Origin of the sequence: Paraburkholderia sp. RL17-347-BIC-D, assembly GCF_046027915.1 — a bacterium.
Taxonomy (GTDB): Bacteria; Pseudomonadota; Gammaproteobacteria; order Burkholderiales; family Burkholderiaceae; genus Paraburkholderia.
The window spans coordinates 312948-338492 of the sequence record NZ_JARESS010000004.1; the positions used below are offsets into that span (position 1 = coordinate 312948).

Consider the following 25545-nt stretch of genomic DNA (forward strand, 5'->3'; position numbering starts at 1 on the left):
TTACTCTGCCGGCGTGTCCAGGAAAACCGGCAGACCTTCCGCCAGTTCGGAGAACGACTGCAGGAAGGGATGCTCCGTCTTGCTGACCATCCCCGGCAGCATCATCTGCGTGAAGTGCCAGGCGACCGCCACGGTGACGTCGGCTGCGTCGAACTGGTCCGCCTCGATCGGCAGCGCCGCCGCCGCGAGTTCGCGTTCGAGTTCGGCGTAAGCGGCGAACAACTGCGTGCTCACGCGATCCACCCACGGCTCATGCTGCTTCTCCGCCGGCCGCAGATTGCGTTCGTAGACGATCTGCACACTCTTCTCGCACGCGGCGAGCGCGAGGCCCGTGAGGCGGGCGGCGCGCAAGGCGGCGTCGGGCCGCGTCGGCAACAGCCGCTGGTTCGGCCCGGCGAGCGTGGCGAGGTACTGGAGAATCACCGTCGAGTCCATCACGGTCTGGCCGTTGTCGGCGATCAGCGTGGGCGCCTTGACGACAGGGTTGATTCTCGCGAACTGGTCGTAGGTGCTGAACACCGAGATCGACTCGTGCTCGAAGTCGAGCTTCAGCAATTTGAGGCAGATAGCGACCCGGCGTACGTACGGCGAATCCAGCATTCCGATCAGTTTCATCTCATTCCCGTTAGAACATCTATCATGGCACGCCCGAGCCCGCTGTTGCCGTGGTTCCCCTGCCTACATGGGGCCGGGCGCATCGAACCGATAGATTAAGCATCTCCGCACTGCAAAAAAAGCGACAATTAACGACGATTTAGGTCAGAATTTCTTACATGAAGCCGATCCCGCCCTTGACCGCACTGCGTTGCTTCGAGGCCGTCGCTCGCCTGGGCGGCGTCACGCAGGCCGCGCGCGAGTTGCATGTCACGCACTCGGCGGTGAGCCAGCAGATCAAGGTGCTGGAAGATTCGATGGGCGTCGCGCTCTTCATGCGTGAGGCGCGCGGGCTGCGGCTGACCGAGGAAGGACGGCTCTACGCGCTCGACATCCGCATGGCGCTGCGCGACATCACCCATGCGACGCGCCGCGCGCAGGCGCGCCCACACGAAAGCGAACTGGTGATCACCACCTTGCCTTCGTTCGCACAGCATTGGCTCGTGCCACGCCTCGCCAGTTTTCGCGACGCGCATCCGTACTACCGGATCCGCTTGCAGACGAGCTTGCAGGTCGAAGATTTTCGCCAGGGCGCGAGCGACATCGGCATCCGCATGGGACAGGGGCATTGGCCCGACGCCGCGCAACAGAAACTGTTCGACGACGAGATGGTGGTGGTCGCCGCTCCGCATTTCGCGCTGGCGCCGCATGGCCGCTTGCCCGTCACCGCCCAGGACGTGCTGGCCTGTCCGCTGCTCTCGAGTCCCGATACGCCGTGGCATGACTGGTGTCAGGCAGCTCAGGTGACGGAGCCGGCCGAGGGTGCCGTGGTGCTGTCGGCGAACGACTCGAATATCGTGATCGGCGCCGTGCTGCAAGGCCAGGGCGTCGCGCTCGAAAGGCGCAGCCTGGTCGCTTATGCGCTGGCGCGTGGCGAGCTGGTGCAGATCACCGATATCCGCGTGCCGTACCGTTATCCCTACTGGCTGGTCTGGCAGCAACGCGAAATGCTCAATGCCTCGCAGGCGGATTTCGCGCAGTGGATCGAAGGGCAGGTCGACGCTTATCTGCGCAGCAACGGCGCGCCTGCGGTCTCGAATCGTGCGGGTTAGCCTGGAATCGTGCGCGTAATCGATTTGCGCGGGCGTTTCGGTCGGCTATATTCGTGATTCCCAACTCAGACTGCGCTGGGAACCACGAAGCACCGATTCACGCGGCGTTGCGCCCGATTTTCGCTGCTCGCACCAGGTCATGGGCGTTTCGCCGTCGACTATCCGCCAATCCGACTGATCCGACTGGAGAGAACAATGACGTCGTCACCTGCAAAGAAACTGTCTGTGTTGCTGGCATCGGTTGTACTGAGCGTGGCTTGCGCCGCGCCGGCGTTCGCGCAAAGCGGCGGCGGTGGCGGTCCGGCGGGCAGCGATTCCGATGCGGCCATTCCGTCGGCCGCATCGAAGGCGGCTCCGAGCACCAAGGCTCAGCGCAAGGCCGCACGCAAGGAGGCGCGGGCGAAGAAAAACGCCGAGTTGAAACAGCTGGAGAGCAACGGCTATCAGCCGTCGCGCAACGATCCGAATTATCCGAACGACATTCAGAACGCGCAGAAGAAGGCGGGGATTGGCGCGGCGGCGAGCCAGTGACCTTATACCAAGCCTGAAGAAACCGAGGCGCCGCGGCGCCTCGTTTTTTTACCGCGACCCGCTCAATCCAGCAGCGGCAACGCGCGCGGGCGCCGGTCGCTATCGGTGGCGACGTAGGTCAGCGTGGCTTCGGTGACCTTCACGAGATCTTCGGTTAGGCTCATGCGCTGCGCGTAGACCTCGACCGCCACCGTGACTGACGTATTGCCCGTCTTGACGATGTCCGCGTAAAAGCTCAGCAGATCGCCGACGAACACCGGCTGCTTGAACACGAACGAATTGACCGCGATGGTCGCTACCCGCCCGTTGGCGCGGCGGCTTGCCGGAATCGAGCCGGCAATGTCCACTTGCGCCATGATCCAGCCGCCGAACACGTCGCCGTGGACGTTCGCGTCCGAGGGCTGCGGCACCACGCGCAGCGCGCAGTGCTTTTGCGGGAGTTGAAGAATATCGGTCATCGGGGCACCCTTGAGAAACGTGTTGGCTCGGTCGGCTCGACCGGCAGGCGGGGCATTTCACGACAACGTTACGGCACGCACCGCGCGGCCAACGTGCCACCCACGGCGGGCCAACCCATGAAAAGCGGCGCCAGCCGGCTTCTGCGACAATAGAAAGATCAGGAATTGTACGGGAAAGCGCCCAGCCGGGTCGCGCGACCAAAAGCAGTATGCCGAGCCGGCATGCCGCGGTCGCCGCGCCGCTGCGAACTCCGGCATCTCCACACTCTCCCCAGCCGATCTCCATGCGCCGCACGCCCTCGTCCGAACCCTCGCCGATCTCCACCCAGCCGCGCAACGACTGGCAGACGATCCTGTCGCTGCTGCCGTATCTCGCCACGTATAAATGGCGGGTCGGTTTCGCGCTGAGCTGCCTGATCGGCGCGAAGGTCGCCAATCTCGGCGTGCCGATCGTGATGAAGCGGATCGTCGACAGCCTCGCCTCGGTGCAGCATCTCACCGCGCTCGGCCGTGCTCACGATTCGCCGGCCATCGTGTTACTGGGCGGCGTCGGCCTGCTGGTGGTCGCGTATGCGGTGGTGCGGCTGTCCACGTCGCTGTTCACCGAACTGCGCGAGATTCTGTTTTCGAAGGTGACCGAAAGCGCGGTGCGCCAACTCGCGCTGAAAGTGTTCCGCCATCTGCATGCGCTGTCGTTGCGCTTTCACCTCGAACGGCAGACGGGCGGCATGTCGCGCGACATCGAGCGCGGCACGCGCGGCATCACGCAGTTGATCTCGTACTCGCTTTACAGCATTCTGCCGACGCTCGTCGAAGTCGGGCTCGTGCTCGGCTTTTTCGTCGTCAAGTACGAGGCGTATTACGCGGTGGTCACGTTCATTGCGCTCGCCGTGTACATCGTGTTCACGGTGAAGGTCACGGAGTGGCGCACGCATTTTCGCCGCACCATGAACGATCTCGATTCGAAGGCGAATTCACGCGCGATCGATTCGCTGCTGAACTACGAGACAGTCAAATACTTCGGCAACGAAGAGTGGGAAGCGAGCCGTTACGACGAAAACCTCAAGCGCTATCGCACGGCGGCGATCAAGTCGCAGCGCTCGCTGTCGGCGCTGAACTTCGGGCAGCAGGCGATTATCGGCACGGGGCTCGTGTTCATTCTGTGGCGCGCCACGCAAGGCGTGATGGCCGGGCGTCTCACGCTCGGCGATCTGGTGCTGATCAACACTTTCATGCTGCAGCTTTATATTCCGCTGAATTTTCTCGGCGTGGTGTATCGCGAGTTGAAGCAAAGCCTCACCGACATGGACCGCATGTTCACGCTGCTCGGCGCCGCGCGGGAAGTGCCCGACCTGGAGGGTGCGCCCGCGCTGCGCGTGAACGGCGCGCAGGTGCGCTTCGAGCGCGTGAACTTCGCGTACGAACCGGCGCGCCAGATTCTGCACGACGTGAGCTTCACGATTCCGGCGGGCACCACCACCGCAGTGGTCGGCCATAGCGGTTCGGGCAAATCGACCCTCGCGCGGCTGATGTTCCGCTTCTACGATCTTGACCGCGCGATGGGCGGCGCGATCACCATCGACGGTCAGGATATTCGTGACGTCACGCAGGATTCGTTGCGCGCGTCGATCGGCATCGTGCCGCAGGATACGGTGCTGTTCAACGATTCGATCTACTACAACATCGCCTACGGCCGTCCCTCGGCAACGCGCGAGGAAGTGATTGCGGCGGCGCGCGCGGCGCATATTCACGAGTTCATCGAAGGCTTGCCGAAGGGCTATGAAACGCCGGTCGGCGAACGTGGCCTGAAGTTGTCCGGCGGCGAAAAGCAACGCGTGGCGATTGCGCGGACCATCCTCAAGAATCCGCCGATCCTGCTATTCGACGAAGCGACCTCCGCGCTCGATTCACGTTCCGAGCGCGCGATTCAGCATGAGCTCGATCAGATCGCCCGCGAGCGCACGACGCTGATCATCGCGCACCGGCTTTCGACGGTGGTGCACGCGCAGCAGATCATCGTGATGGACAAAGGGCGGATCATCGAGCGCGGCACGCATGCGGAACTGCTGCGCGCGAACGGCCTGTTCGCGCAGATGTGGGCCTTGCAGCAGCAGCGCGCGGCCGAGGCGCCGGAGGCGGTGGAAGCAGTGGGTGCGGGAGAGGGTGGGCAATAAAACTTGTGCGGTGGTTTTTTGCGTTGTCGTTCGGCAATGCAGCGTGATGCGAAATTCCGGCGCCGAACGCGTCGCGCTCAACGCGTGCGCAAACGCTGATCGAGCTCGCCCAACTGCGCCGGCGTGCCGACGTTCTCCCACAAGCCCTCATACAACTCGCCGCTCGCGAGACCGCGTCCGATCGTGTCGCGGTAATACGGCGTGAGCGCGCGCCGCGTGCCGCGCGGCAGATCGCGGAACATGCGCGTGTCGTATAGCCCGATGTTGCCGAACGTGAACCGTGGTCGGGCGTCGAGCGAGAGCGCGCCGTCAACCAGACCGAAGTCGCCATTCGGATGAAACGCCGGGTTCGGCACCATCACCAGATGCATGCCCGGCTCGCGCAAGGCCCGCAATCTTTCGGCGTGCACATTCAGCGTGGCGTAATCGAAGTCGGCGTACACGTCGCCGCTGACCGCGACGAACACTTCGCTCGCGCCGTCATCCTCCAGCAGCGGCAACGCCTGCACGATGCCGCCCGCCGTCTCCAGCGCCTCGTTCTCGGCCGAGTAGCGCAACTGGACTTGCCAGCGCGAGCCGTCGCCGAGCGTGGCTTCGATCTGCTCGCCGAGCCACGCGTGGTTGATCACAATGGTTCGAAAGCCCGCAAGCGCGAGCCGTTCGATCTGCCACACGATCAGCGGCTTGCCGCCCACGTCGAGTAAAGGCTTGGGGCATGTGTCGGTCAACGGACGCATGCGCTCGCCGCGGCCCGCGGCGAAAATCATCGCTTTCTTCAGGGACATCGTCATCGGTCAGAAGGTGTAGCCGACTTCGTTCGCGCGGCCCTCGAGATCGTCGAGGAGCTTCGCGAACGGACGCAGCGGTGCATAGCGCTCGGCAACCTTGCGCGCATAGCCGATGAAACGCGGCAGATCCTTCATGTAGTGCGGTTTGCCGTCGCGATAGTTGATCCGGCAAAAGAGCCCCAGCACCTTGATGTGCCGTTGCAGACCCATCCATTCGATCTGGCGGTAGAACTCGCCGAAATCAGGATCGACCGGCAGGCCGGCTTTTTTAGCCCGCTCCCAGTAGTACACGAAGCAATCCAGCTCGAACTCTTCGTCCCAGCTCAGGAACGCATCGCGCAACAGCGAGGCGACGTCGTAGGTGATCGGGCCGTACACCGCGTCCTGGAAGTCCAGCACGCCCGGGTTCACCGGATTCGGCTCGGCGGCGAGCATCAGATTGCGTGGCATGAAGTCCCGCAGCATGAACACCTGCGGCTGCGCACGGGCGCTCGCGATCAGCAGCGCGAACGTGCGATCGAGCACGCCGCGTACCTTTTCGTCCGCTTTTTCGTCCGTCCCGCGGCCCAGATGCCGGCCGAGGAACCACTCCGGCATCAACTCCATCTCGCGGCGCAGGAAGGCTTCGTCGAACGGCGGCAGCACGTCTTCGCGCGAGGTGAGTTGCCAGCGGATCAGCGCATCGAGCGCGTCGCGCATCAGCGCACGGGCACGGCGCGAGTCGTCCGCGTTTTGCGCTTCGGTCAGCGCGCCGAGGTACGAAGCGGTGCCCAGATCGGTGACGAGCATGAAGCCGGCCTCGAAATCGACCTCCAGCACGCGTGGCACGTGCACGTCGGCGGCCGCGAGCAACTGCGCGACCTGCACGAATTCGCGGCACTTTTCGGGCGGCGGGGCATCGACGGCGATCAGCGTGCCGTTGCTTTCGCCTTCCGCCGCCTTACCGGCCAGGCGGAAATAGCGGCGAAAACTGGCGTCGGACGAAGCCGGGACAAGTGTGTCGAGCTCGAGCGCATAGCGCGCCACGTGGCCTTTCAGCCAGGCTTTGAGCAGTTCGAGACGGGTATCGGTGGAGTCTTGGGATGGGGGCAGCGTCATGAAAACCGGCGGCAAATTCAGAGGGGCAACGTCTTGCCATATAATACCCCACGACTTTTTTGACGCGGCTCACGCCAGCTTTCGCGTATTCCGCTTTACCGCCCGCCTCATCGTTCGACAGATTGTAAATATTGATGTGCAGCCGACTGTCACGGTCGGGGTGTGCAGGCGGTGGACCGTGACTGCAGATGCTGACGGACGAGCCGATTCGCCAAACGATACATGCCGCCTAGACAGCTTTCCCAAACGACTCCCTCTTGTGCTGTTGTGCCGCGCAAAAGGCGGCTCGTCGCGGCGTTGATCGCCGTTCCGGGCCTGATGCCCGCGCTTGCGCACGCCCAGTTGGTGGGGGAAGCCGCGCAGCCGCAACCTATCGACGCGCCCTGGGGCATGCAGCTTGCCCCGCAGCTGGAAGAACGTCCGTTGCAGCAGGGCCAGAAACCGGCCACGTTCGTGCTCGGCGACACGACCACCGGCACCACTGACCAGGACATGGCCGCCAAGGGCTCGGCCGAGGTGCGGCGCAATACGGTCGTGATCAAGGCCGACGCGCTGCATTACGACCAGGACACGGATATGGCCGACGCGTACGGCCAGGTCCACGTAGTCAACAACGGCAATTCGTTCGTCGGCCCGGAAGCGCACATGCGCGTGGATTCGAGCGAAGGCTTCATGACCGCGCCGAAGTACCACTTCAACGTGACGGGCGGCTCGGGCAGCGCGGAGCGCGTCGACCTGCTCGACAACGAGCGCTCGGTCTTCACGAAGGGCACCTACACGGCCTGCGCGTGCGCGGACGATCCGGCCTGGTACATCAAGGGCAGCGAGTTCGATTTCGACACCGGCGCGGACGAAGGTGTCGCCTACAACGGCGTGCTGTTCTTCCAGGGCGTGCCGGTGTTCGCCTCGCCCTGGCTGTCGTTCCCGCTCTCGGGCGAGCGGCGCAGCGGGATTTTGCCGCCCACGTTCTCGCTGAGTTCGTCGAACGGCTTCGAACTGTCGGTGCCGTATTACTTCAACATCGCGCCGAATCGCGATCTGACGCTCACGCCGCGTCTGATCTCGAAGCGCGGTGTGCAGACGCAGGCGTCGTTCCGTTACCTGTCGCCCACGTATTCCGGCTCGATCACCGGCGAGTTCCTGCCGGACGACCACCTGACCAAGACCAACCGCTACGCGCTGTACATCCAGCACAACCAGAACTTCGGCAACGGGTTCGGCGGCTACATCTACTACAACAAGGTTTCGGACAACACGTATCCGGAAGATTTGTCGTCGTCGGTCAATCAGTTCATGAACGGCACCCAGCTCCTGTATCAACAGGAAGCCGGGTTGACCTACAACAATGGCCCGTGGTCGGTGCTCGCGCGCGAGCAGCACTGGCAGACGCTGACGCCGTCGGTCGCGCCGTACGGCCGCGAGCCGCAGTTGAACGTGAAGTACGCGAAGTACAACGTCGGCGGCTTCGACTTCGGGGCGGAAGCCGACTACACGAATTTCCGCATCACTACCGCGGACATGACCGAAGGTCAGCGGGTGATGTTCAACCCGTACATTTCGTATTCGGTAGTCGGGCCGGGTTACTTCGTCACGCCGAAGGTGCAGTGGCACTTTGCGTCGTACAACCTGCGCAATATCGGCGACGACGTGCCGGTGGGCACGCCGAAGAATTTCACCGAATCGATCCCGACGCTGTCGTTCGACACGGGCCTGATCTTCGACCGTTCGGTGCGGATCTTCGGCGAGGATTACATCCAGACGCTCGAGCCGCGCCTGTACTACGTGTACACGCCGTTCCGCAATCAGGAATCCGCGCCGCTGTTCGACACCGCCGACTCCGACTTCGGGCTGGCGGAAATCTTCACGCCGAACACCTTCGTCGGCAACGACCGGATCGCCGACGCGAACCGTCTGACGGCTGCTCTCACCACGCGCTTCATCAACGCGGCAACGGGCGACGAACGGGCGCGATTCGTGATCGCGCAGCAGTATTACTTCCAGGACCAGCGCGTCACGCTGCAGCCTACCCAGACCAGCGCGCAGGCCACGCATTCGGACCTGATCGCCGGGGCGTCGTTCAAGCTCGGCGCCGGTTTCGCTTCGGAAACGGCGTTCCAATATAATGCCGACAACAACCAGTTGGTGAAGACGAGCGTCGGCTTCGGGTTCAGTCCGGCCACCGGCAAGGTGATCAACGTCGCGTACCGCTACACGCGCGCGAACACCACGCTGGACAACCAGCCGATCAATCAGGTGCTGATTTCGGGCCAGTGGCCGCTCACGCACCGGGTGTACGGCGTGGGCCGGTTCAATTACGACCTGGGCGGCCACCGGATCGTCGACGGTCTGGTCGGCCTGCAGTACGACGCCGACTGCTGGACGCTCGGGGCCGGGATCCAGCGCTACGCGAACGGTCTGAACACCTCGGGGCAGAATCAGTCGAGCACGCGGTTCCTCGCGCAGTTGACGTTCAAGGGCTTGTCGAGCGTCGACAACGGGCTGATGACCGCATTCCGCGCCAGCGTGGCGGGCTATACGCCGTTGCCGCCGCCGCCGCCGCCGGAGTCGCGGTTCACCAACTACGAATGACGCATCGTTTGACGAATGGCGCATCATTTATAAAGTGCGAAAAGACGGGCCAGGCGCGCCCGACATCATTGGAGTATCTGTGGCAATCATGAAAAAGCTTCGCTTGGCAACGCTTGCGGCCGGTATTGCCGCCGCGGCGTCTTTCCTGTCGGTTGCGCCGGTGCAGGCGCAGGCGCTGGGCGGCAGTAGCGGCCAGACGGTCGACACCATTGCCGCAGTGGTCAACAACGGTGTCATCACGCGGCGCGAGCTCGACGAACGCATGAGCCTGATCACCCGCCGCCTGAACCAGCAGAACGCGCCGGTCCCGCCGATGGACCAGTTGCGCCAGCAGGTGCTCAACCAGATGGTGCTGGAACGCATCCAGTTGCAAAAGGCCAAGGAAGACGGCATCAACATCGACGACGCCACCGTGCAAAAAACGCTCGAACGGCTTGCCGCGGCGAACAACCTGTCGCTCGACGTGTATCGCTCGCGCATCGAGGCGCAAGGCGTGCCCTGGAGCACGTTCACCAGCGACGCGCGTACCGAACTGACGCTCTCGCGTCTGCGCGAGAAGGAAGTGGACAGCAAGGTCACGGTGTCGGACGCCGAAGTCGCGAACTACATCGCCAGTCAGCGTGGCCCGAACGCCGGCCTGACGAGCGATCTGCATCTGCAGCACATTTTCATCAAGGCGCCGCTGAACGCGTCGGAAACGGATATCGAAGCGGCGCAGCAGAAGGCGCAAGCATTGCTCGCCGAAGCCAAGGGCGGCGCCAACTTCGAAAAACTGGCGAAGTCCAATTCGCAGGCGCCGGATGCATCGAAAGGCGGCGATACGGGTTTCGCTTCACCGTCCAAGCTGCCGCCTGAATTCGTCAAGGCCGCTTCGACAATGCGTCCCGGCGAAGTCAATCCGGATCTGATCCGCACCAACGACGGTTTCGAAATCGTGCGTCTGGTCGATCGCCGCGCGGGTCAGGGCGCCAGCTCGGATGCGCCGAAGCTCGTGCAAACGCACGTGCGTCACATTCTGCTGCGCGTCGGCGACGGCATGTCGGAACCGCAAGCGCGTCAGAAGCTGCTCGAAATCAAGAGCGAAATCGCTTCGGGCGGCGACTTCTCGAAATTCGCGCACACATACTCGCAAGACGGTTCGTCGTCGCAAGGCGGTGACCTCGGCTGGATCAGCCCGGGCGAGACGGTGCCGGAATTCGAGCGCGCCATGAACAGCCTGCAGGACGGCCAGATCAGCGACCCGGTTCGCAGCGAATACGGCTACCACCTGATTCAGGTGCTGGGCCGCCGCGAATCCGAAGGTTCGGTCTCGCAGCAGATGGATCTGGCGCGCCAGGCCATCGGTCAGCGCAAGGCGGAACAGGCTTACGCCGACTGGTTGCGCGAACTGCGCGATACTGCGTACGTGGAAGTGAAGCCCACTCAGTCGAGCATGCAATAACTGTCATGACAAGCGCCGCCCAGTCCGCCCGCCCACCGTTGCAGATCGCGATCACGACCGGCGAGCCCGCCGGCGTGGGCCCCGAATTGACGGCGCAGGCACTGGCGGGCGCGGCGGCGCATTGGCCCCACGCGCAGTTCACCGTGTTGGGCGACGCGGACCTGCTCGCCGAACGTGCGCGTGCCGTCGGTGTCGATTGGAGCGCACTGGTGGCGGATGGCAAGCGCGTGCGCTTGCAACACCGGCCGCTCGGGGCGCCTGCCGTCGCGGGCAAGCTCAACGCGGCCAACGGCCGCTACGTGCTCGATCTGCTCGACAGCGCGATCGATGGAGCGCTAGCCGGCACGTTCGACGCGATCGTCACCGCGCCGCTGCAAAAGAGCACCATCAACGATGCCGGCGTGCCCTTCACCGGCCACACCGAATATCTGGCCGAGCGCACGCACACGCCGCGCGTGGTGATGATGCTGGCCGGCACCGGCAAGCGTCCGTTGCGCGTCGCACTGGCGACCACGCATCTGCCGCTCAAGGATGTCTCCGCCGCGCTTTCGATCGAAGGCATTGTCGAAACGCTGCGCATCATCGATCACGATTTGCGGCACCACTTCGGTTTGCCCGCGCCGCGCATCCTCGTGACGGGGCTGAACCCGCACGCGGGCGAAAACGGTTATCTGGGCCGCGAGGAAATCGAGGTCATCACGCCGGCGCTGAACCTCGCGGACGCTCAAGGCATCGACGCGCGCGGTCCGTATCCGGCCGACACGCTGTTCCAGCCGCGCTATCTGGATGAGGCCGACTGCGTGCTGGCCATGTTCCACGACCAGGGCCTGCCGGTGTTGAAGTACGCCACGTTCGGCGAAGGCATCAATGTCACGCTCGGTTTGCCGATCATCCGCACCTCGGTCGATCACGGCACCGCGCTCGATCTGGCCGGCACGGGCCGCGCCGACGCGGGCAGTCTGATCGCCGCGATCGAGACGGCGGTGTCGATGGCGCAGCACCGCCGCGCGGGCTGATTCGGCGCTGTCGCGCGGCCTGTGCGCGGCGTCTCGCTGGTATCCTGCCGCTAGCTATGTATGCGGCATGGCGAGCGCGTCGAGCAAGCGCGCGCCGCTCAGCAGGTTCCTTTTCTTAAGCAGTTCTCTTTCTTAGCGTTTCTTCGATGTCCACCAGCAGACAGCAACAGGGCCGGCACCAGGGTCATATCGCGCGCAAGCGTTTCGGTCAGAATTTTCTGGTCGACATGGGCGTGATCGATTCGATCGTCGATGTCATCCGGCCGCAACGCGGCGAGCGTATGGTCGAGATCGGGCCGGGCCTCGGCGCGCTCACCGAACCGCTGATCGAGCGTCTGGCGACGCCGGAAGCGCCCTTGCACGCCGTCGAACTGGATCGCGATCTGATCGGCCGTCTGAAGACGAAATTCGGCGGCCTGCTCGAACTGCATGCGGGCGACGCGCTCGCGTTCGACTTCGGCTCGCTGGCCGCGCCCGGCGACAAGGCGTCGCTGCGCATTGTCGGCAATCTGCCGTACAACATTTCGAGCCCGCTGCTGTTTCATCTGACGTCGTTCGCGCATCGCGTGATCGATCAGCACTTCATGTTGCAGAACGAAGTGGTCGAGCGGATGGTGGCGGAGCCGGGCACCAAGGCGTTCAGCCGTCTTTCGGTGATGCTGCAATATCGCTATGTGATCGACAAGCAACTCGACGTGCCGCCCGAAGCGTTCAACCCGCCGCCGAAAGTCGATTCGGCGATCGTGCGGATGATTCCGTACGAGCTGCATGAACTGGCGCCGGTGGACGAGCGCGTGCTCGGCGAAGTGGTGACGGCCGCGTTCTCGCAGCGTCGCAAGATGTTGCGCAACACGCTCGCTGCGTATCGCGATTCGGTGGATTTCGAGGCGCTCGGCTTCGACCTGCAACGTCGCGCTGAAGATGTGCCGGTGGCCGAATACGTGCGTGTGGCGCAGATCGTGGCGGCCAAAGCCTAAGTCTTGGGGCTTGGGCTCTGACGGCCCGAGGCTCTAGATCGTCACCCGCTTCGCCGGTGCGTTGACCAGCGCGATGCCGGTCAACACCAGCACCGCGGCCATCAGAAAGCGCAGGCTGAAAGACTCGCCGAGCAGCAGCACGCCGAAGGTCACGCCGAACAGCGGCGTGAGGAACGAGAACACCGACAGGCGCGACGCGATATAGCGCGTCAGCAGCCAGAACCACACCAGATAGCTGACGAACGCCACGATCACCGCCTGATACGCGAGGCTCACTACTGCCAGCGGCGTGACGGTGGCCACGTGCGCCTGGCCGAGCCCGAGCGCAAGCGCGAGGAGTACCACGGCCGAGACCGTCAGTTGATAGAACAACGTCTTGCTGGCGCTCGATTGAGCGAGGCGCGTGGCGCGCACCACCACGGTGGTCGCGGCCCACGCGACGCCGGCCAACACACCGAGCGCGTCGCCCACAACACCCGTGAGCACCGAGCCGCGCGCGGCGTGGCCGTGCAGGAAGCCGTCCGCGAAGGCAAGCGACATGCCCGCGAACGCCACGACGATACCGAGCCACTGAATCCGCCGCATGCGCTCGCCGTCGACGAACCAGTGCAGCCCGAGCGCCGTGAAGCACGGCGCGGTGTACAGAAAGACCGCCATGCGCGACGCGCTGGTTAGCGTCAGGCCGAGAAAAATGCACACGAACTCGCCCGCGAACAGCACGCCCGCGAGCAGGCCGGCGCCCAGGGTGCCGTCGTCGCGAAAGAGCGGCGTGCCGCGTGAGCGCGCCCAGCCCCATACCAGTACCGCCGCAATCGCCGAACGCACGCCCGCCTGAAAGACCGGCGGCAGCGTCGCGTTGGTGCTCTTGATCGCGACTTGCTGGAGACCCCAGATCGCGCACAGGCCGATCATCAACAGGATGGCGAAGCTATCCGGGGTGCGGCGTGCGGGCAGGGCGGAGGTGCTCATGGGGTGGGTCGAGTCGGGAACAGCCCGTACGATATCAAACCTGCCCGAGCCGCCCGCCGATGACCCCACCGCCTACGCGTGCTTCTTACGGGCCGAAAGCAAGCCGGCAAGCGTTTTTGCTGACTTAACAACACCTGCTTCAGACTAATTTCGCACGGGTGCCGTTTCGCGATAAGGTTCAGCCACAAACGTTTCGTCAGGACATTCAAGGCACGAACTATCCGCGCGATGCGGAGCCTGTACGAGGAGAAGGCATGAAGAACGTAGGCAGGTGGGCAGCGGCCGCGGTGCCCGCGGCATTGGCGTCGTTGGGGTGTCAGATGGCGCACGCGCAATCCAGCGTGACGCTGTACGGCGTGGTCGACGAAAGCGTGCGCTATCTGACTCACGTCAACAAGGCGGGCGATTCGTCGATCGGACTCGGCACCGGCGGCATGACGCAAAGCCGCTGGGGGCTGAAGGGCGTCGAAGATCTCGGCGGCGGCTGGTCTACCTTCTTCAAACTCGAAAACCGCATCTATATCAACACCGGGCAAAGCGATCCCACGCTGCCGTTCTTCAATGAAGCGCAGGTCGGCGTGCGTTCGGATTCGTACGGCCAGATCATTCTCGGCCGTCAATACAACGTCGTGATCGAAGGCGTCACGGTGGCTGGCTACGGCAGCAATTCCTGGATCCCGTACGACTTCAGTTTTCAACCTGAAATCACAATGACGGGCGGCATCTGGACCAGCAATCAGGTGCAATATCAGGCGAGATACAACGGCTTCACGTTCGCGGCCGGCTACGCGTTCGGTGGCAACGCGGGCAATTCCTATGGCAGTCAGATCGGCGCGGCCGCGGCTTATAAGCCGGTAGGCGGTCCGTTCAGCGTCGGCGGCGCGTACGAAGTGTCGAAAGATTCGGTCAACGGCGCGGCCGCGAAAACATGGACGTTCGGCGGCTCGTACACCTGGAACCTCACGCGCTTTTCCGCCGGCTACATCGTCAATCAGAACGACCCGGGCTTTTCGAATTTCGCCAACGGGCCGTTCACCGCGCCCGTGCTGGCGGCGCTCAAGTACACGGACTTTGCGCGGCGCCGCATGATCATGGGCGGCATCACGCAACAGGTCAGCAACAAGTGGCATTTCGCCGCGAACGTCTGGCGCACGCTGCAGGACGGCAAAACCGCCGCGCAGGACGGCTCCGCGTGGCAGTACCAACTGGTCGCCGACTACAACCTGTCCCGCCGCACGGACGTCTATCTGGAAGGCGATTATTCGCTGTACCGCGGCGACCTGATCGGCGCGCAACTGCAGGGCGTCAACAGCGTCGGGCTCGCGCAGAAGGGCTCGCAGATCGGCTTGATGGCAGGCGTGCGGCATCAATTCTGAGTACTGATTCACAGAGGGCACTCTCTGCAGCGTCGCGGGATTCCGGGTACATTGACGGTCTCGTTACCACGCAACAGGGAGTGCATAATGCGCCTTCTTCACACTATGCTCCGGGTCGGCGACCTGGACCGTTCGATCGCCTTCTACACCGAACTGCTCGGCATGAAACTGCTGCGCCGCGATGATTATCCGGACGGCAAATTCACGCTGGCATTCGTCGGTTACGAAGATGAACGCAATGGCACCGTGCTCGAACTCACCCACAACTGGGACACGCCCACCTACGACCTCGGCACCGGCTTCGGCCACCTCGCCGTGGAAGTGGAAGATGCATACGCCGCATGTGACAAAATCAAGGCACAAGGCGGTACGGTCGTGCGCGAAGCCGGCCCGATGAAACACGGCACGACCGTGATCGCTTTCGTCACGGACCCGGACGGCTACAAGATCGAGTTCATCCAGAAGAAGAAATAAGGCAGGCGGCAGGGCGAGATCAAACAATGAATAACATCAATCCCTACTTCAAAGAACTCGACGAGATCCACGTCGAAATCGAAGCCCTGTTCGACGGTTCCGCGGACGAAGGCGCGCTGCAGCGAATCATGGCGCGCTTCGCACCGCAATTCACGCTGGTCATGACGTCGGGCATCGCACTGGATCATGCCGGCCTGCGCGAGATTTTCTCGAAGCTGCACGGCGCGCGTCCGGGCTCGCAAATCGCGATCCGCGACAAGGAGATCGTCGCTGAGTACCCGTCAGGCGCGGTGGTGAAATATCGCGAGTATCAGCGCGACAACGCCGGCAACGCGAACGTGCGGCGCTCCACGGCGGTGATGGATCTCGACGCACATGGCAAGGTGACGTGGCGTCATCTGCAGGAAACCTTCTGCTCGGAATGAGCGGCAGTGCGTGACAAACCGGCGCTTCAGACTGAAGCGCCGGTTTCATTCAAAGCGCGAGGAAGGCCTCAAAGCGTCGGCAGCAATTCCGGCGGATGCGACTTCAACGTCTGGCGCGCTTCGCGGAATTCCGGAAAGATCGATTCGACTGTTTGCCAGAAGCGTGGGCTGTGATTCATTTCACGCAGGTGCGCGAGCTCGTGCGCGACCACGTAATCGATGATGGAAAGCGGGAAGTGAATCAGCCGCCAGTTCAGGCGAATCTTGCCGTCACTCGAACAACTGCCCCAACGCGTCGCCGCTGACGAGAGCGCGTATGCGCGATAGTTCACGCCCAGTTTCTCCGCGTAAATCGCGAGGCGCTCGCCGAACAAGCGCTTCGCTTCACCCTGCAGCCAGCCTTGCACGCGATCTTTGATCTGCTGCGGATCCGCCTGCAAGGGCAGCGGCACTTGCAACGCCGCATCTTCCGCGCTGAATGCGAGCGTGCCTTGCGGCGCGCCGAGTTTCACGCGCACCGGCTGACCGAGATACGGCACCTCGGCGCCGTCTTTCCAGTCGACCTTCGGCAACGCGCGCTGCTCGACACGCGTCTGCCACTCGATCAGCTTCGTGAAAATCCAACGCTGCTTTTCGGTGATCGCGGTTTCGATATCGGCGAGCGTGACCCAGCGCGGCGCAGTGATCGTGAGACCGGTGCTGTCGATCGCAAAGCCGATCGAGCGGCGCGCCGAACGCTTGAGCGCGTAATGGAGCGTGCGTGAGCCGATCGCGAGGCTGCGCAACTTGCTGCCATCCGGCGCAAGCGGCACGGCCGTTTGCTGGCCGCCAGGCGAGTTCTGCGAAACCCCTGGCGACGGCGCGGAAGGTGAAGGGGACGACGACGTCGACCCCGGCTCGGCGAAGAGCGGGAGATCGAGTTGCCGGTTATCGAGCGCCGCAGCGGGCTGTGGCGTGGGAGACTTCTGCATCGGATTCGGCTTCGCGCAAATACGCCTTCGAGGGCGTGGGCGCGTCAGATTGGTGCGGCGGCGGAACTGCTTTCCGCCGCGCGGTACGCGGTAGGATCGATGCGACGCATTTCAGCTTCGATCCACTGTTCGACGCGCGTGTTCACTTCATCGGGCGTGAGCCCCGTCGTGTCGATCGGCTTGCCGATCGACACTGTGACTATACCCGCATATTTGAGAAACGAGTTGCGAGGCCACACACGTCCTGCGTTGTGCGCGATCGGTATGACCGGCGCACCGGTGGCCGTCGCGAAACGCGCGCCGCCGGTTTTGTACTTGCCTTGCTTGCCGGTCGGCGTGCGCGTGCCTTCCGGAAACATGATGACCCAGGCGCCTTCCGCCATGCGTGCGTTGCCTTGCTTGATGACCGATTCGAACGCGTACTTGCCTTCCTTGCGATCGATGTGAACCATCTTCAGCATGCCGAGCGCCCAGCCGAAGAACGGCACGTACAGCAGTTCGCGTTTGAACACGTAGCACAGCGGCCGCGGCATCAGTGCCGGAAACGCCAGCGTTTCCCATGCCGATTGATGTTTGGAGAGCAGCACCGCGGGGCCGTTGGGCAGGTTCTCGAAGCCTTCGATGTTGTAGCGGATACCGTTGAGCCAACGCACCGTATGCAGCGTCGCGCGACACCAGCCGGCGGCCATCCAGTAGCGATTGTCGGCGCGCATGAACGGGAATGCGATGAAGCATGCGGTCGCGTACGGCACCGTGAACAGAACGAAGTAGATCAGCAGAAGCAAAGAACGGATGAAGCGCATCGGCGTGGTCAGTGAGGGATGGGGACGCGCGTGGCGCGCGTCACTCTTGAGCGTCGGCGAGGAAGTCGAGTGCGAATGCGCGCAGGTCGTCGTGCACGATCGTGCCTTCGGGCAAGCCGCCGGCCGCAAGTGTTTTGCGGCCCTTGCCGGTCAGCACCAGATGAGTCGGATGGCCGAGCGACGCGCCTGCTTGCAGATCGCGCATGGCGTCGCCGACCACCGGCGTATGTTCCGGGTCGACCTCGAAGCGCTCGGCGATCATCTTCAACATGCCGGGCTTAGGCTTGCGGCACTCGCAATGATCTTCCGCCGTGTGCGGGCAGAAGAACACCGCGTCGATGCGCCCGCCGACCGCTGCCGCCATGCGATGCATTTTCAGATGCATCGCGTTGAGCGCGTTCATGTCGAACAGGCCGCGGCCGATGCCCGACTGGTTGGTCGCAATCGCCACGCGATAGCCGGCCTGGTTCAGACGCGCGATGGCTTCGAGCGAACCGGGCAGTGCGACCCATTCGTCCGGCGACTTGATGAACGCGTCGGAGTCGACGTTGATCACGCCGTCGCGGTCGAGGATCACCACTTTTTTGGTTGGCATGGCGCGGGGCTCAGGCGGCGAGTCGGGAAATATCGGCGACGCAGTTCATCTGCTGATGCAGTGCGCCGAGCAAGGCCAAACGGTTGGCGCGCAATGCCGGATCTTCGGCGTTGACCATCACGTCGTTGAAGAACGTGTCGACCGGTTCGCGCAACGCGGCGAGCGCGGTCAACGCGCCCGTGTAGTCGCGTGCGGCCAGTTGCGATTGCACGCGCGGCGCGACCTGTTCGAGTTGCGCATGCAAGGCTCTTTCCGCCGTTTCGATGAGCAGCGTGGCCTGCACGCCGCCGGTCGCCGCGCCTTCCGATTTCTTCAGGATGTTCGAGATGCGCTTGTTGGCCGCCGCGAGCGAGGCCGCTTCCGCCAGCGACGCGAATTCACGCACGGCATCCAGACGCGCGACGATGTCGTCCAGACGCGTGGGGTTCAGCGCCAGCACCGCGTCGATTTCGCCCGGCGCATAGCCGCGCTCGCGCAGCAGACCGCGCAGGCGGTCCATGCTGAACTCGTAAATGGCTTGCGTCGAATCGGCGACATTCGGCACCGCGGCGAATTGCGCGTAAGCGGTACGCAGCAGTTCGAGCAAATCGACTGGCAGTTGCTTCTCGACGAGAATGCGCAGCACGCCGAGCGCGTGACGGCGCAACGCGAACGGGTCTTTCTCGCCCGTGGGTTGCAGGCCGATGCCCCAGATGCCGACCAGCGTTTCCAGCTTGTCGGCCAGTGCGACGACAGTGCCGGTCGCGGTGGTGGGCAACGCGTCGCCGGAGAAACGCGGCTGATAGTGCTCCGAGCACGCGAGCGCGACTTCTTCCGGCTCGCCGTCGTGGCGCGCGTAGTACGTGCCCATCGTGCCTTGCAGCTCGGGGAATTCGCCGACCATGTCGGTGATCAGGTCGGCCTTGGCCAGACGCGCGGCGCGCTTCGCGAGCACCACGTCGGCGCCGATCAATCCGGCAATCGCGCCGGCCAGCGCTTCGACGCGCTCCACGCGTTGCAGCGCCGAACCCAGCTTGTTGTGATACACGACGTTCGCGAGCAGCGGCACGCGGTCCGCGAGCGGCTTCTTCTTGTCCTGCTCGAAGAAGAACTTCGCGTCCGCCAGACGCGGACGCACCACGCGTTCATTGCCTTCGACGATATCGCCCGGCGTGGACGTCTCGATGTTCGACACGATCAGGAAGCGCGAGCGCAGCTTGCCGTTCGCATCGGTCAGCGCGAAGTATTTCTGGTTGGTCTGCATGGTGAGGATCAGGCATTCCTGCGGCACTTGCAGGAATTCGTCCTCGAAACGGCACGCGTAGACCACCGGCCATTCGACCAGCGACGTCACTTCGTCCAGCAGCGATTCCGGCATCACCACCTGGTCGCCGTCGGCTTGCGCGAGCAGATGCGTGCGGATGGTTGCCTTGCGGTCGGCGAAATTCGCCACCACGTGGGCTTTGTGCAGCAGCGTCTCGGCGTACGAGTCCGCGTGTTGGATCTGCACGAAACCTTCGGAGAGGAAGCGATGGCCGAGCGTGGTGTCGTCGGCGTCGATGCCGAGCGCGCTCACCGGCACGATCTGTTCGCCATGCAGCGCGGTCAGCCGATGCGCCGGACGCACGAACTGAACGTTGGTGCCATCCGGGCGTTGATACGTCATGACCTTCGGGATCGGCAGCTTGGCGAGCGTTTCGTCGAGTGCGCTTTGCAGGCCGTCGGCGAGCGTGGCGCCGGGCGCGGCGTAGCGCAGGAAGAAGGCTTCGGCCTTGCCGTCCTGCGCGCGCTCCAGGTCGTTCACCGAAAAATCGGGGAAGCCGAGCGCGGCGAGTTTCTTGGCGAGCGGCGCGGTGGGCTGGCCGTCTTTATCCAGCGCGACGGAAACCGGCAGCACCTTTTCGCGCACGTGTCTTTCCGGCGCAACCGCGCGCACGTTCTTGATCGTGACGGCGAGGCGGCGCGGCGTGGCATAACGTTCGAACGACAGTTCGCCTTCGACCAGGTCGCGCGCCGCGAGGCGCTGCGCAATGCCTTCGGCGAAGGCGTCGCCGAGACGCGCGAGCGCCTTCGGCGGCAGTTCTTCGGTCAGCAGTTCGACGAGCAGGGTAGCTTGATGGGGTTGAGTCATGTGTTGATGTTCTCGTCAGTCCTGGTCGATCTTGCGTTCGACTTTCAGCGGCGGCGCCCAGGCGGGCATCGCGGCGTCCTGTTCGTCGGTCGTGAGGCCGGGCACGCCGTGCACCGGATTGCCGAGCATCGGGAAGCCGAGCTTTTCGCGCGAATCGTAGTAGGCCTGCGCGACCAGCTTCGACAGCGCACGAATGCGGCCGATATACGCCGCGCGTTCCGTGACCGAAATGGCGCCGCGTGCGTCGAGCAGGTTGAACGTGTGGCCGGCCTTCAGCACCAGCTCATAGGCGGGCAGCGCGATCTGCGCTTCGATCATGCGCTTCGCTTCGGCTTCGTAGCTGTTGAAGATCGAGAACAGCAACTCGACGTTCGCATACTCGAAGTTGTAGGTGGACTGTTCGACTTCGTTCTGGTGGTACACGTCGCCATAAGTCAGGCGACGCAGTTCCGGGCCGTTCGGGCCTTGTTCTTCCCACTCGGTCCAGACGAGGTCGTAGACGTTCTCGACCTTCTGCAGATACATGGCGAGGCGTTCGAGCCCATACGTGATTTCGCCGAGCACGGGTTTGCAATCCAGGCCGCCGACCTGCTGGAAGTACGTGAACTGGGTCACTTCCATGCCGTTCAGCCACACTTCCCAGCCCAGACCCCAGGCGCCGAGCGTGGGGTTTTCCCAGTCGTCTTCGACGAAGCGCACGTCGTTCTGCTTCAGGTCGAAGCCGAGGGCTTCGAGCGAGCCGAGGTACAGATCGAGGATGTTTTCCGGCGCAGGCTTGAGCACCACCTGGTACTGGTAGTAGTGCTGCAGACGGTTCGGGTTCTCGCCGTAGCGGCCGTCTTTCGGGCGGCGCGACGGTTGCACATACGCCGCGCGCCACGGCTCGGGGCCGACCGCGCGCAGGAAGGTATGGACGTGGGACGTGCCCGCGCCGACTTCCATGTCGATCGGCTGGAGCAACGCGCAACCCTGCTTGTCCCAGTAGGACTGCAGTGTCAGGATGATTTGCTGAAACGTGAGCATGAAGTGCCTTTCGGGCATGGGGCCGCGCCGTGAGCGCCGAAGCGCGCCGGGTGGCCGTGGAGCGAAGTGCTAAACCGTAGATTTTAACGGAAAGGGAGGGGGGTGTCCGTTTTGCGGGGTCGGACGGGAGTTCGAGTGCGCTTTAGACGACAAAGGGCCGCGTGTGGCGGCCCTGCGTCGTGCCGGGTGCGTCGGCGGGCGGATCAGGTCGCCGCCAGCTCCATCTTCGGCGAGAACGAATCGCTTTGCGCCACCGGCCAATACTTCTCGAACAGCGAGTAGCGGTAGCGACCGTTGAGCAGATCGTTCGGTTCGAGATACTTCAGCAGCTCCGACATCAAACGCACCTCATGCGACGACACGCGCCGCACGATGTGATGCGCGCGCAGTTCCGCCGGATGCTTCAATCCCGCGGCCTGAATGATTTCCTTCAGCGCATGCAGCGTGTTGTGATGGAAATTGAAGACGCGGTCGGCCTTGTCCGGAACCACCAACGCGCGCTGGCGCACCGGGTCCTGGGTCGCCACGCCGGTCGGGCAGCGCCCCGTGTGGCAGGTCTGCGCCTGGATGCAGCCCACCGCGAACATGAAGCCGCGCGCCGCGTTGACCCAGTCCGCGCCGATCGCGAGTGTCTTGGTGATGTCGAACGCGGTGATCATCTTGCCGCTCGCGCCGATGCGGATACGTTGCCGCAAGCCGATGCCCACCAGCGTGTTGTGCACCAGCAGCAGACCTTCCTGCAAGGGCACGCCGACGTGGTCGGTGAATTCGAGCGGCGCCGCGCCCGTGCCGCCTTCCGCGCCGTCCACGACGATGAAGTCCGGCAGGATGCCCGTCTCCAGCATCGCCTTGGCAATGCCGAAGAATTCCCACGGATGCCCGATGCACAGCTTGAAGCCGGTCGGCTTGCCACCCGACAGCGTGCGCAGACGGTCGACGAATTCGAGCAGGCCGCGCGGCGTCGAGAACTCGGAGTGCGTGGCCGGCGAGATGCAGTCGCGGCCCATCGGCACGCCGCGCGTCTCCGCGATTTCCGGTGTGATCTTGGCGGCCGGCAGCACGCCGCCGTGGCCCGGCTTCGCGCCTTGCGAGAGCTTCACCTCGATCATCTTCACTTGCGGCTCGGCGGCTTGTTTCGCGAACTTCTCCGCGCTGAAGCTGCCGTCGTCGTTGCGGCAACCGAAGTAGCCCGAGGCGATTTCCCAGATGATGTCGCCGCCGTGCTCGCGGTGATATTTCGACATCGAGCCTTCGCCGGTGTCGTGCGCGAAGTTGCCTTTCTTCGCGCCGAGGTTCAGCGCCATGATCGCGTTCGCCGACAGCGAGCCGAAGCTCATCGCCGAGACGTTGAAGATCGACATCGAATAAGGCTGCGCGCGATCCGGTCCGACGACGATGCGAAAGTCGTGATTCTCGAGCGTGGTCGGTGCGAGCGAGTGGCTGATCCATTCGTGCGCGATGGCTTTGACGTCGAGTTCGGTGCCGTACGGACGGCTGTCGACGTCGTTCTTCGCGCGCTGATAGACGATGCTGCGCTGGGCGCGCGAGAACGGTTTTTCGTCCGTGTCGCCTTCGACGAAATACTGGCGGATCTCCGGGCGGATGAATTCGAACAGGAAACGGAAGTGGCCCCACAGCGGATAGTTGCGCAGGATCGCGTGGCGCTGTTGCGTCAGGTCGAACAGGCCGAGCGCGACCAGTGCGAGCGGCACGATGATCCAGAACCACGAACTATGCTGCGTGGCGGCCAACGCCGCGCAGACGGCGAACAGCGCGGCGGCGCACCACATGGCCAGATAACGTCGAGAAAACATGGGGACTCCAGTGCAGTGAGGATCGTCACGGCGGGATCGCCAGCGCTGCCGGCGCAGACGGAATCCGCCGCAAAGGAAAACGAGCGACTGCTTGTTATGGTGAAGCTAGCTGCGGTTTGAAGAGCGAACGCGTGGATGCCACGCGCAGCGCAGATTGAAACGTGAAAGTGAAGCGTGCGGCGCCAGGCCGAGTTGCCGCACGATTGGACGTCTGGATCAACGGGCGGTCAGCAGCGCCGCTTTTTGCGGCTCACGCGCGACCGGCTGTCCGGTGACCGCATGTTCGATGATGCCGCCGCCGAGACACACGTCGCCATCGTAGAGCACCGCAGATTGCCCCGGTGTGACAGCCCATTGCGCCGCTTCGAAATTCAGCTCGAAGAGGCCTTCGCCGCTGCTCGTTCTGCTAAACGTGCATGGCGCATCCGCTTGCCGGTAACGGGTCTTCGCGCCGCACGCGAAGCCGTCCGCCGGCGGCTCGCCCGCCACCCAGCTGGTATTGCCCGCGGACAGCGTATGGCTGAGCAGCCACGAGTGATCATGGCCCTGGGCGACGTACAACGTGTTCGACGGAATGTCCTTGCCGGCGACGAACCACGGCTCGCCGCTGCCGTCCTTGCTGCCGCCGAGGCCGATGCCCTTGCGCTGGCCGAACGTATAGAACGCGAGGCCGATATGTTCGCCAACCACTTTGCCGTCGGTGGTTTTCATCGGGCCGGGCTTGGTCGGCAGATAGCGGTTCAGGAAGTCGCGGAACGGCCGTTCGCCGATAAAGCAGATGCCGGTCGAGTCTTTCTTCTTTGCATTGGGCAGCGCGATCTGCTCGGCGATTTCGCGGACTTTGGTTTTCGGAATCTCGCCGAGCGGAAACAGCGTCTTCGACAACTGCGCCTGATTCAGCCGATGCAGGAAGTACGACTGGTCTTTCGTATGGTCGAACGCCTTCAGCAGTTCGAAGCGGCCGTCGTTCTCGCGCACGCGCGCATAGTGGCCGGTCGCGATGGTTTCCGCGCCGAGCGACATGGCGTGGTCGAGGAAAGCCTTGAACTTGATTTCGGCATTGCAGAGCACGTCCGGATTCGGCGTGCGGCCGGCCGAGTATTCGCGCAGGAATTCAGCGAACACGCGGTCTTTGTATTCGGAGGCGAAGTTGACTGCTTCGACGTCGATGCCGATCAGGTCCGCCACCGAGACCACGTCGATCCAGTCCTGCCGCGTCGAGCAGTATTCGCTGTCGTCGTCGTCTTCCCAGTTTTTCATGAACAGGCCGACCACGTCGTAGCCCTGTTCCTTCAGCAGCCATGCGGTAACCGACGAATCGACGCCGCCCGACATGCCTACTACGACTTTCTGCTTGCTCATAAGATGCTCACTGGGTGCTGCGTGACTTCATGGATCGTGGGTTGGCCGCTCGTTGCGGCTATCTTTTTTGCCCGACCGAATGCGTGTGCACGAAGTCGAGCGGGAAACGCCGGCCCGCGCGGTAATCGTCGAGACATTGCATGACGAGCGGTGTGCGGTGCCGTTCGGGACAGGCGCGCAATTCGTCGGCGCTCATCCACAACGTGCGGACGATGTCGGGGTCGAGGGCGCGCTGCGGATCGGCTGCGCCGCCGGTGCCGCAATAGGTGAAGCGCAGGTAGGTCACGCCCTCACTGCCGGGCCGCTCGAAATGGGTCATGTACATGCCCACCAGCGCCTCGGGCACGAACGGGTGGGCTGTTTCCTCGAGCGTTTCGCGGATCACCGCTTCCACCAGTGTCTCGCCCGCTTCCAGATGGCCCGCGGGCTGGTTCAGGCGCAGGCCGTCGACGGTATGCTCCTCGACCACGAGAAAATGCCCGTCACGCTCGACGATGGCCGCGACGGTGACGTGCGGCAGCCAGGTTTCCGGTTTCATGGGTGCGCATTTTACCGTTTATGGGCCTCGCCTGCCGGGAAGCGGACGGCCAGCGGCGGGCGGCCGGTTGCGGGTGACAGGCACGACCGGGGGGCCGGCCGCTCGTCGTCCGCGACGTCGGGCCGGTCCGCCGGGCACCCCCGGATTGTCCCCGATTTCTGCGCACCCCCCTGTTTCGGTTAAAGTGAGGCGTTAGCCGTTGCACTCGCAAGCCGGCGGGCCTCGTCGGCCGATCTGTCGTAAAACAGGAAGTCGAGGAGGAACAAGATGCACATCGGAGTGCCAGCCGAGACGCGCGCGCACGAAA

General features: G+C 63.8%; 23 protein-coding genes. 10 read left to right on the top strand and 13 right to left on the bottom strand.

From position 1 onward, the window contains the following. On the bottom strand, positions 1-615 hold the full coding sequence (locus tag P0D96_RS08745; RefSeq protein WP_408312984.1) for a glutathione S-transferase: 615 nt from the start codon (positions 613-615) through the stop codon (positions 1-3). Between the two features lie 158 nt (positions 616-773). On the opposite strand from P0D96_RS08745, the gene P0D96_RS08750 reads away from it, so the two are divergent. After that, positions 774-1706 carry a LysR substrate-binding domain-containing protein gene (locus tag P0D96_RS08750; protein ID WP_408312986.1) on the top strand — a complete coding sequence of 311 codons (933 nt, stop codon included), beginning with the start codon at positions 774-776 and terminating at the stop codon, positions 1704-1706. Between the two features lie 195 nt (positions 1707-1901). Beyond that, complete coding sequence (locus P0D96_RS08755) at positions 1902-2237, top strand: DUF4148 domain-containing protein (protein WP_408178325.1); 336 nt, start codon at positions 1902-1904, stop codon at positions 2235-2237. Positions 2238-2299: 62 nt separating this feature from the next. On the opposite strand, the gene P0D96_RS08760 is transcribed toward P0D96_RS08755, so the two are convergent. Next, the gene (locus P0D96_RS08760) at positions 2300-2695 is read right to left on the bottom strand and encodes an acyl-CoA thioesterase (protein WP_132376056.1); all 396 of its coding nucleotides are present in this window, start codon (positions 2693-2695) and stop codon (positions 2300-2302) included. A gap of 284 nt (positions 2696-2979) precedes the next feature. Between P0D96_RS08760 and P0D96_RS08765 the strand changes: the two genes are divergently transcribed. Then, complete coding sequence (locus tag P0D96_RS08765) at positions 2980-4869, top strand: ABCB family ABC transporter ATP-binding protein/permease (RefSeq protein WP_408178326.1); 1890 nt, start codon at positions 2980-2982, stop codon at positions 4867-4869. Between the two features lie 77 nt (positions 4870-4946). On the opposite strand, the gene murU is transcribed toward P0D96_RS08765, so the two are convergent. Together murU and P0D96_RS08775 are read right to left on the bottom strand one after the other, a co-directional pair. Continuing rightward, positions 4947-5660 carry an N-acetylmuramate alpha-1-phosphate uridylyltransferase MurU gene (murU, locus tag P0D96_RS08770; protein ID WP_408178327.1) on the bottom strand — a complete coding sequence of 238 codons (714 nt, stop codon included), beginning with the start codon at positions 5658-5660 and terminating at the stop codon, positions 4947-4949. Between the two features lie 3 nt (positions 5661-5663). Then, the gene (locus tag P0D96_RS08775) at positions 5664-6755 is read right to left on the bottom strand and encodes an aminoglycoside phosphotransferase family protein (protein ID WP_408312990.1); all 1092 of its coding nucleotides are present in this window, start codon (positions 6753-6755) and stop codon (positions 5664-5666) included. A gap of 222 nt (positions 6756-6977) precedes the next feature. On the opposite strand from P0D96_RS08775, the gene P0D96_RS08780 reads away from it, so the two are divergent. The 4 genes from P0D96_RS08780 to rsmA all read left to right on the top strand — a co-directional run bounded on the left by P0D96_RS08780 (position 6978) and on the right by rsmA (position 12778). Continuing rightward, complete coding sequence (locus P0D96_RS08780) at positions 6978-9344, top strand: LPS-assembly protein LptD (RefSeq protein WP_132376052.1); 2367 nt, start codon at positions 6978-6980, stop codon at positions 9342-9344. Between the two features lie 79 nt (positions 9345-9423). Further along, positions 9424-10785: a peptidylprolyl isomerase gene (locus P0D96_RS08785; protein WP_132376051.1), complete on the top strand. Its 1362-nt coding sequence runs from the start codon at positions 9424-9426 to the stop codon at positions 10783-10785. 5 nt (positions 10786-10790) lie between these two features. Next, on the top strand, positions 10791-11801 hold the full coding sequence (gene pdxA, locus P0D96_RS08790) for a 4-hydroxythreonine-4-phosphate dehydrogenase PdxA (RefSeq protein WP_132376050.1): 1011 nt from the start codon (positions 10791-10793) through the stop codon (positions 11799-11801). A gap of 146 nt (positions 11802-11947) precedes the next feature. Next, positions 11948-12778 (top strand): 16S rRNA (adenine(1518)-N(6)/adenine(1519)-N(6))-dimethyltransferase RsmA, encoded by an 831-nt coding sequence (gene rsmA, locus P0D96_RS08795; protein WP_132376049.1) that lies wholly within the window; start codon positions 11948-11950, stop codon positions 12776-12778. Positions 12779-12811: 33 nt separating this feature from the next. Here rsmA and P0D96_RS08800 read toward each other — a convergent pair whose 3' ends face one another. Further along, the gene (locus P0D96_RS08800; RefSeq protein ID WP_408178331.1) at positions 12812-13747 is read right to left on the bottom strand and encodes a DMT family transporter; all 936 of its coding nucleotides are present in this window, start codon (positions 13745-13747) and stop codon (positions 12812-12814) included. 254 nt (positions 13748-14001) lie between these two features. Between P0D96_RS08800 and P0D96_RS08805 the strand changes: the two genes are divergently transcribed. From P0D96_RS08805 to P0D96_RS08815, 3 genes are all read left to right on the top strand, one after another. After that, positions 14002-15123 carry a porin gene (locus P0D96_RS08805; RefSeq protein ID WP_132376047.1) on the top strand — a complete coding sequence of 374 codons (1122 nt, stop codon included), beginning with the start codon at positions 14002-14004 and terminating at the stop codon, positions 15121-15123. Positions 15124-15210: 87 nt separating this feature from the next. Further along, entirely contained in the window at positions 15211-15597 is a 387-nt protein-coding gene (gene gloA, locus P0D96_RS08810) for a lactoylglutathione lyase (RefSeq protein WP_132376046.1), read from the top strand. A gap of 26 nt (positions 15598-15623) precedes the next feature. Next, positions 15624-16022 (top strand): hypothetical protein, encoded by a 399-nt coding sequence (locus P0D96_RS08815; protein WP_132376045.1) that lies wholly within the window; start codon positions 15624-15626, stop codon positions 16020-16022. A gap of 68 nt (positions 16023-16090) precedes the next feature. On the opposite strand, the gene P0D96_RS08820 is transcribed toward P0D96_RS08815, so the two are convergent. The 8 genes from P0D96_RS08820 to P0D96_RS08855 form a co-directional block, all read right to left on the bottom strand. Beyond that, a complete protein-coding gene (locus P0D96_RS08820) occupies positions 16091-16993 on the bottom strand; it encodes a M48 family metallopeptidase (RefSeq protein ID WP_408312993.1) in 903 nt (300 codons plus the stop codon). A 44-nt stretch (positions 16994-17037) separates the two neighbouring features. Further along, complete coding sequence (locus tag P0D96_RS08825) at positions 17038-17796, bottom strand: lysophospholipid acyltransferase family protein (RefSeq protein WP_408284275.1); 759 nt, start codon at positions 17794-17796, stop codon at positions 17038-17040. A 40-nt stretch (positions 17797-17836) separates the two neighbouring features. Beyond that, a complete protein-coding gene (gene gmhB, locus P0D96_RS08830) occupies positions 17837-18391 on the bottom strand; it encodes a D-glycero-beta-D-manno-heptose 1,7-bisphosphate 7-phosphatase (protein WP_132376042.1) in 555 nt (184 codons plus the stop codon). Positions 18392-18401: 10 nt separating this feature from the next. Continuing rightward, the gene (glyS, locus tag P0D96_RS08835; RefSeq protein WP_408312996.1) at positions 18402-20501 is read right to left on the bottom strand and encodes a glycine--tRNA ligase subunit beta; all 2100 of its coding nucleotides are present in this window, start codon (positions 20499-20501) and stop codon (positions 18402-18404) included. Positions 20502-20516: 15 nt separating this feature from the next. Continuing rightward, positions 20517-21524 (bottom strand): glycine--tRNA ligase subunit alpha, encoded by a 1008-nt coding sequence (gene glyQ / locus P0D96_RS08840; RefSeq protein WP_106310562.1) that lies wholly within the window; start codon positions 21522-21524, stop codon positions 20517-20519. A gap of 203 nt (positions 21525-21727) precedes the next feature. Beyond that, the gene (locus P0D96_RS08845; protein ID WP_408312999.1) at positions 21728-23338 is read right to left on the bottom strand and encodes an FMN-binding glutamate synthase family protein; all 1611 of its coding nucleotides are present in this window, start codon (positions 23336-23338) and stop codon (positions 21728-21730) included. Positions 23339-23554: 216 nt separating this feature from the next. Further along, entirely contained in the window at positions 23555-24700 is a 1146-nt protein-coding gene (gene mnmA / locus P0D96_RS08850) for a tRNA 2-thiouridine(34) synthase MnmA (protein ID WP_408313002.1), read from the bottom strand. Positions 24701-24758: 58 nt separating this feature from the next. Beyond that, a complete protein-coding gene (locus P0D96_RS08855) occupies positions 24759-25238 on the bottom strand; it encodes an NUDIX hydrolase (protein WP_408313005.1) in 480 nt (159 codons plus the stop codon). Positions 25239-25545: the final 307 nt, after the last annotated feature.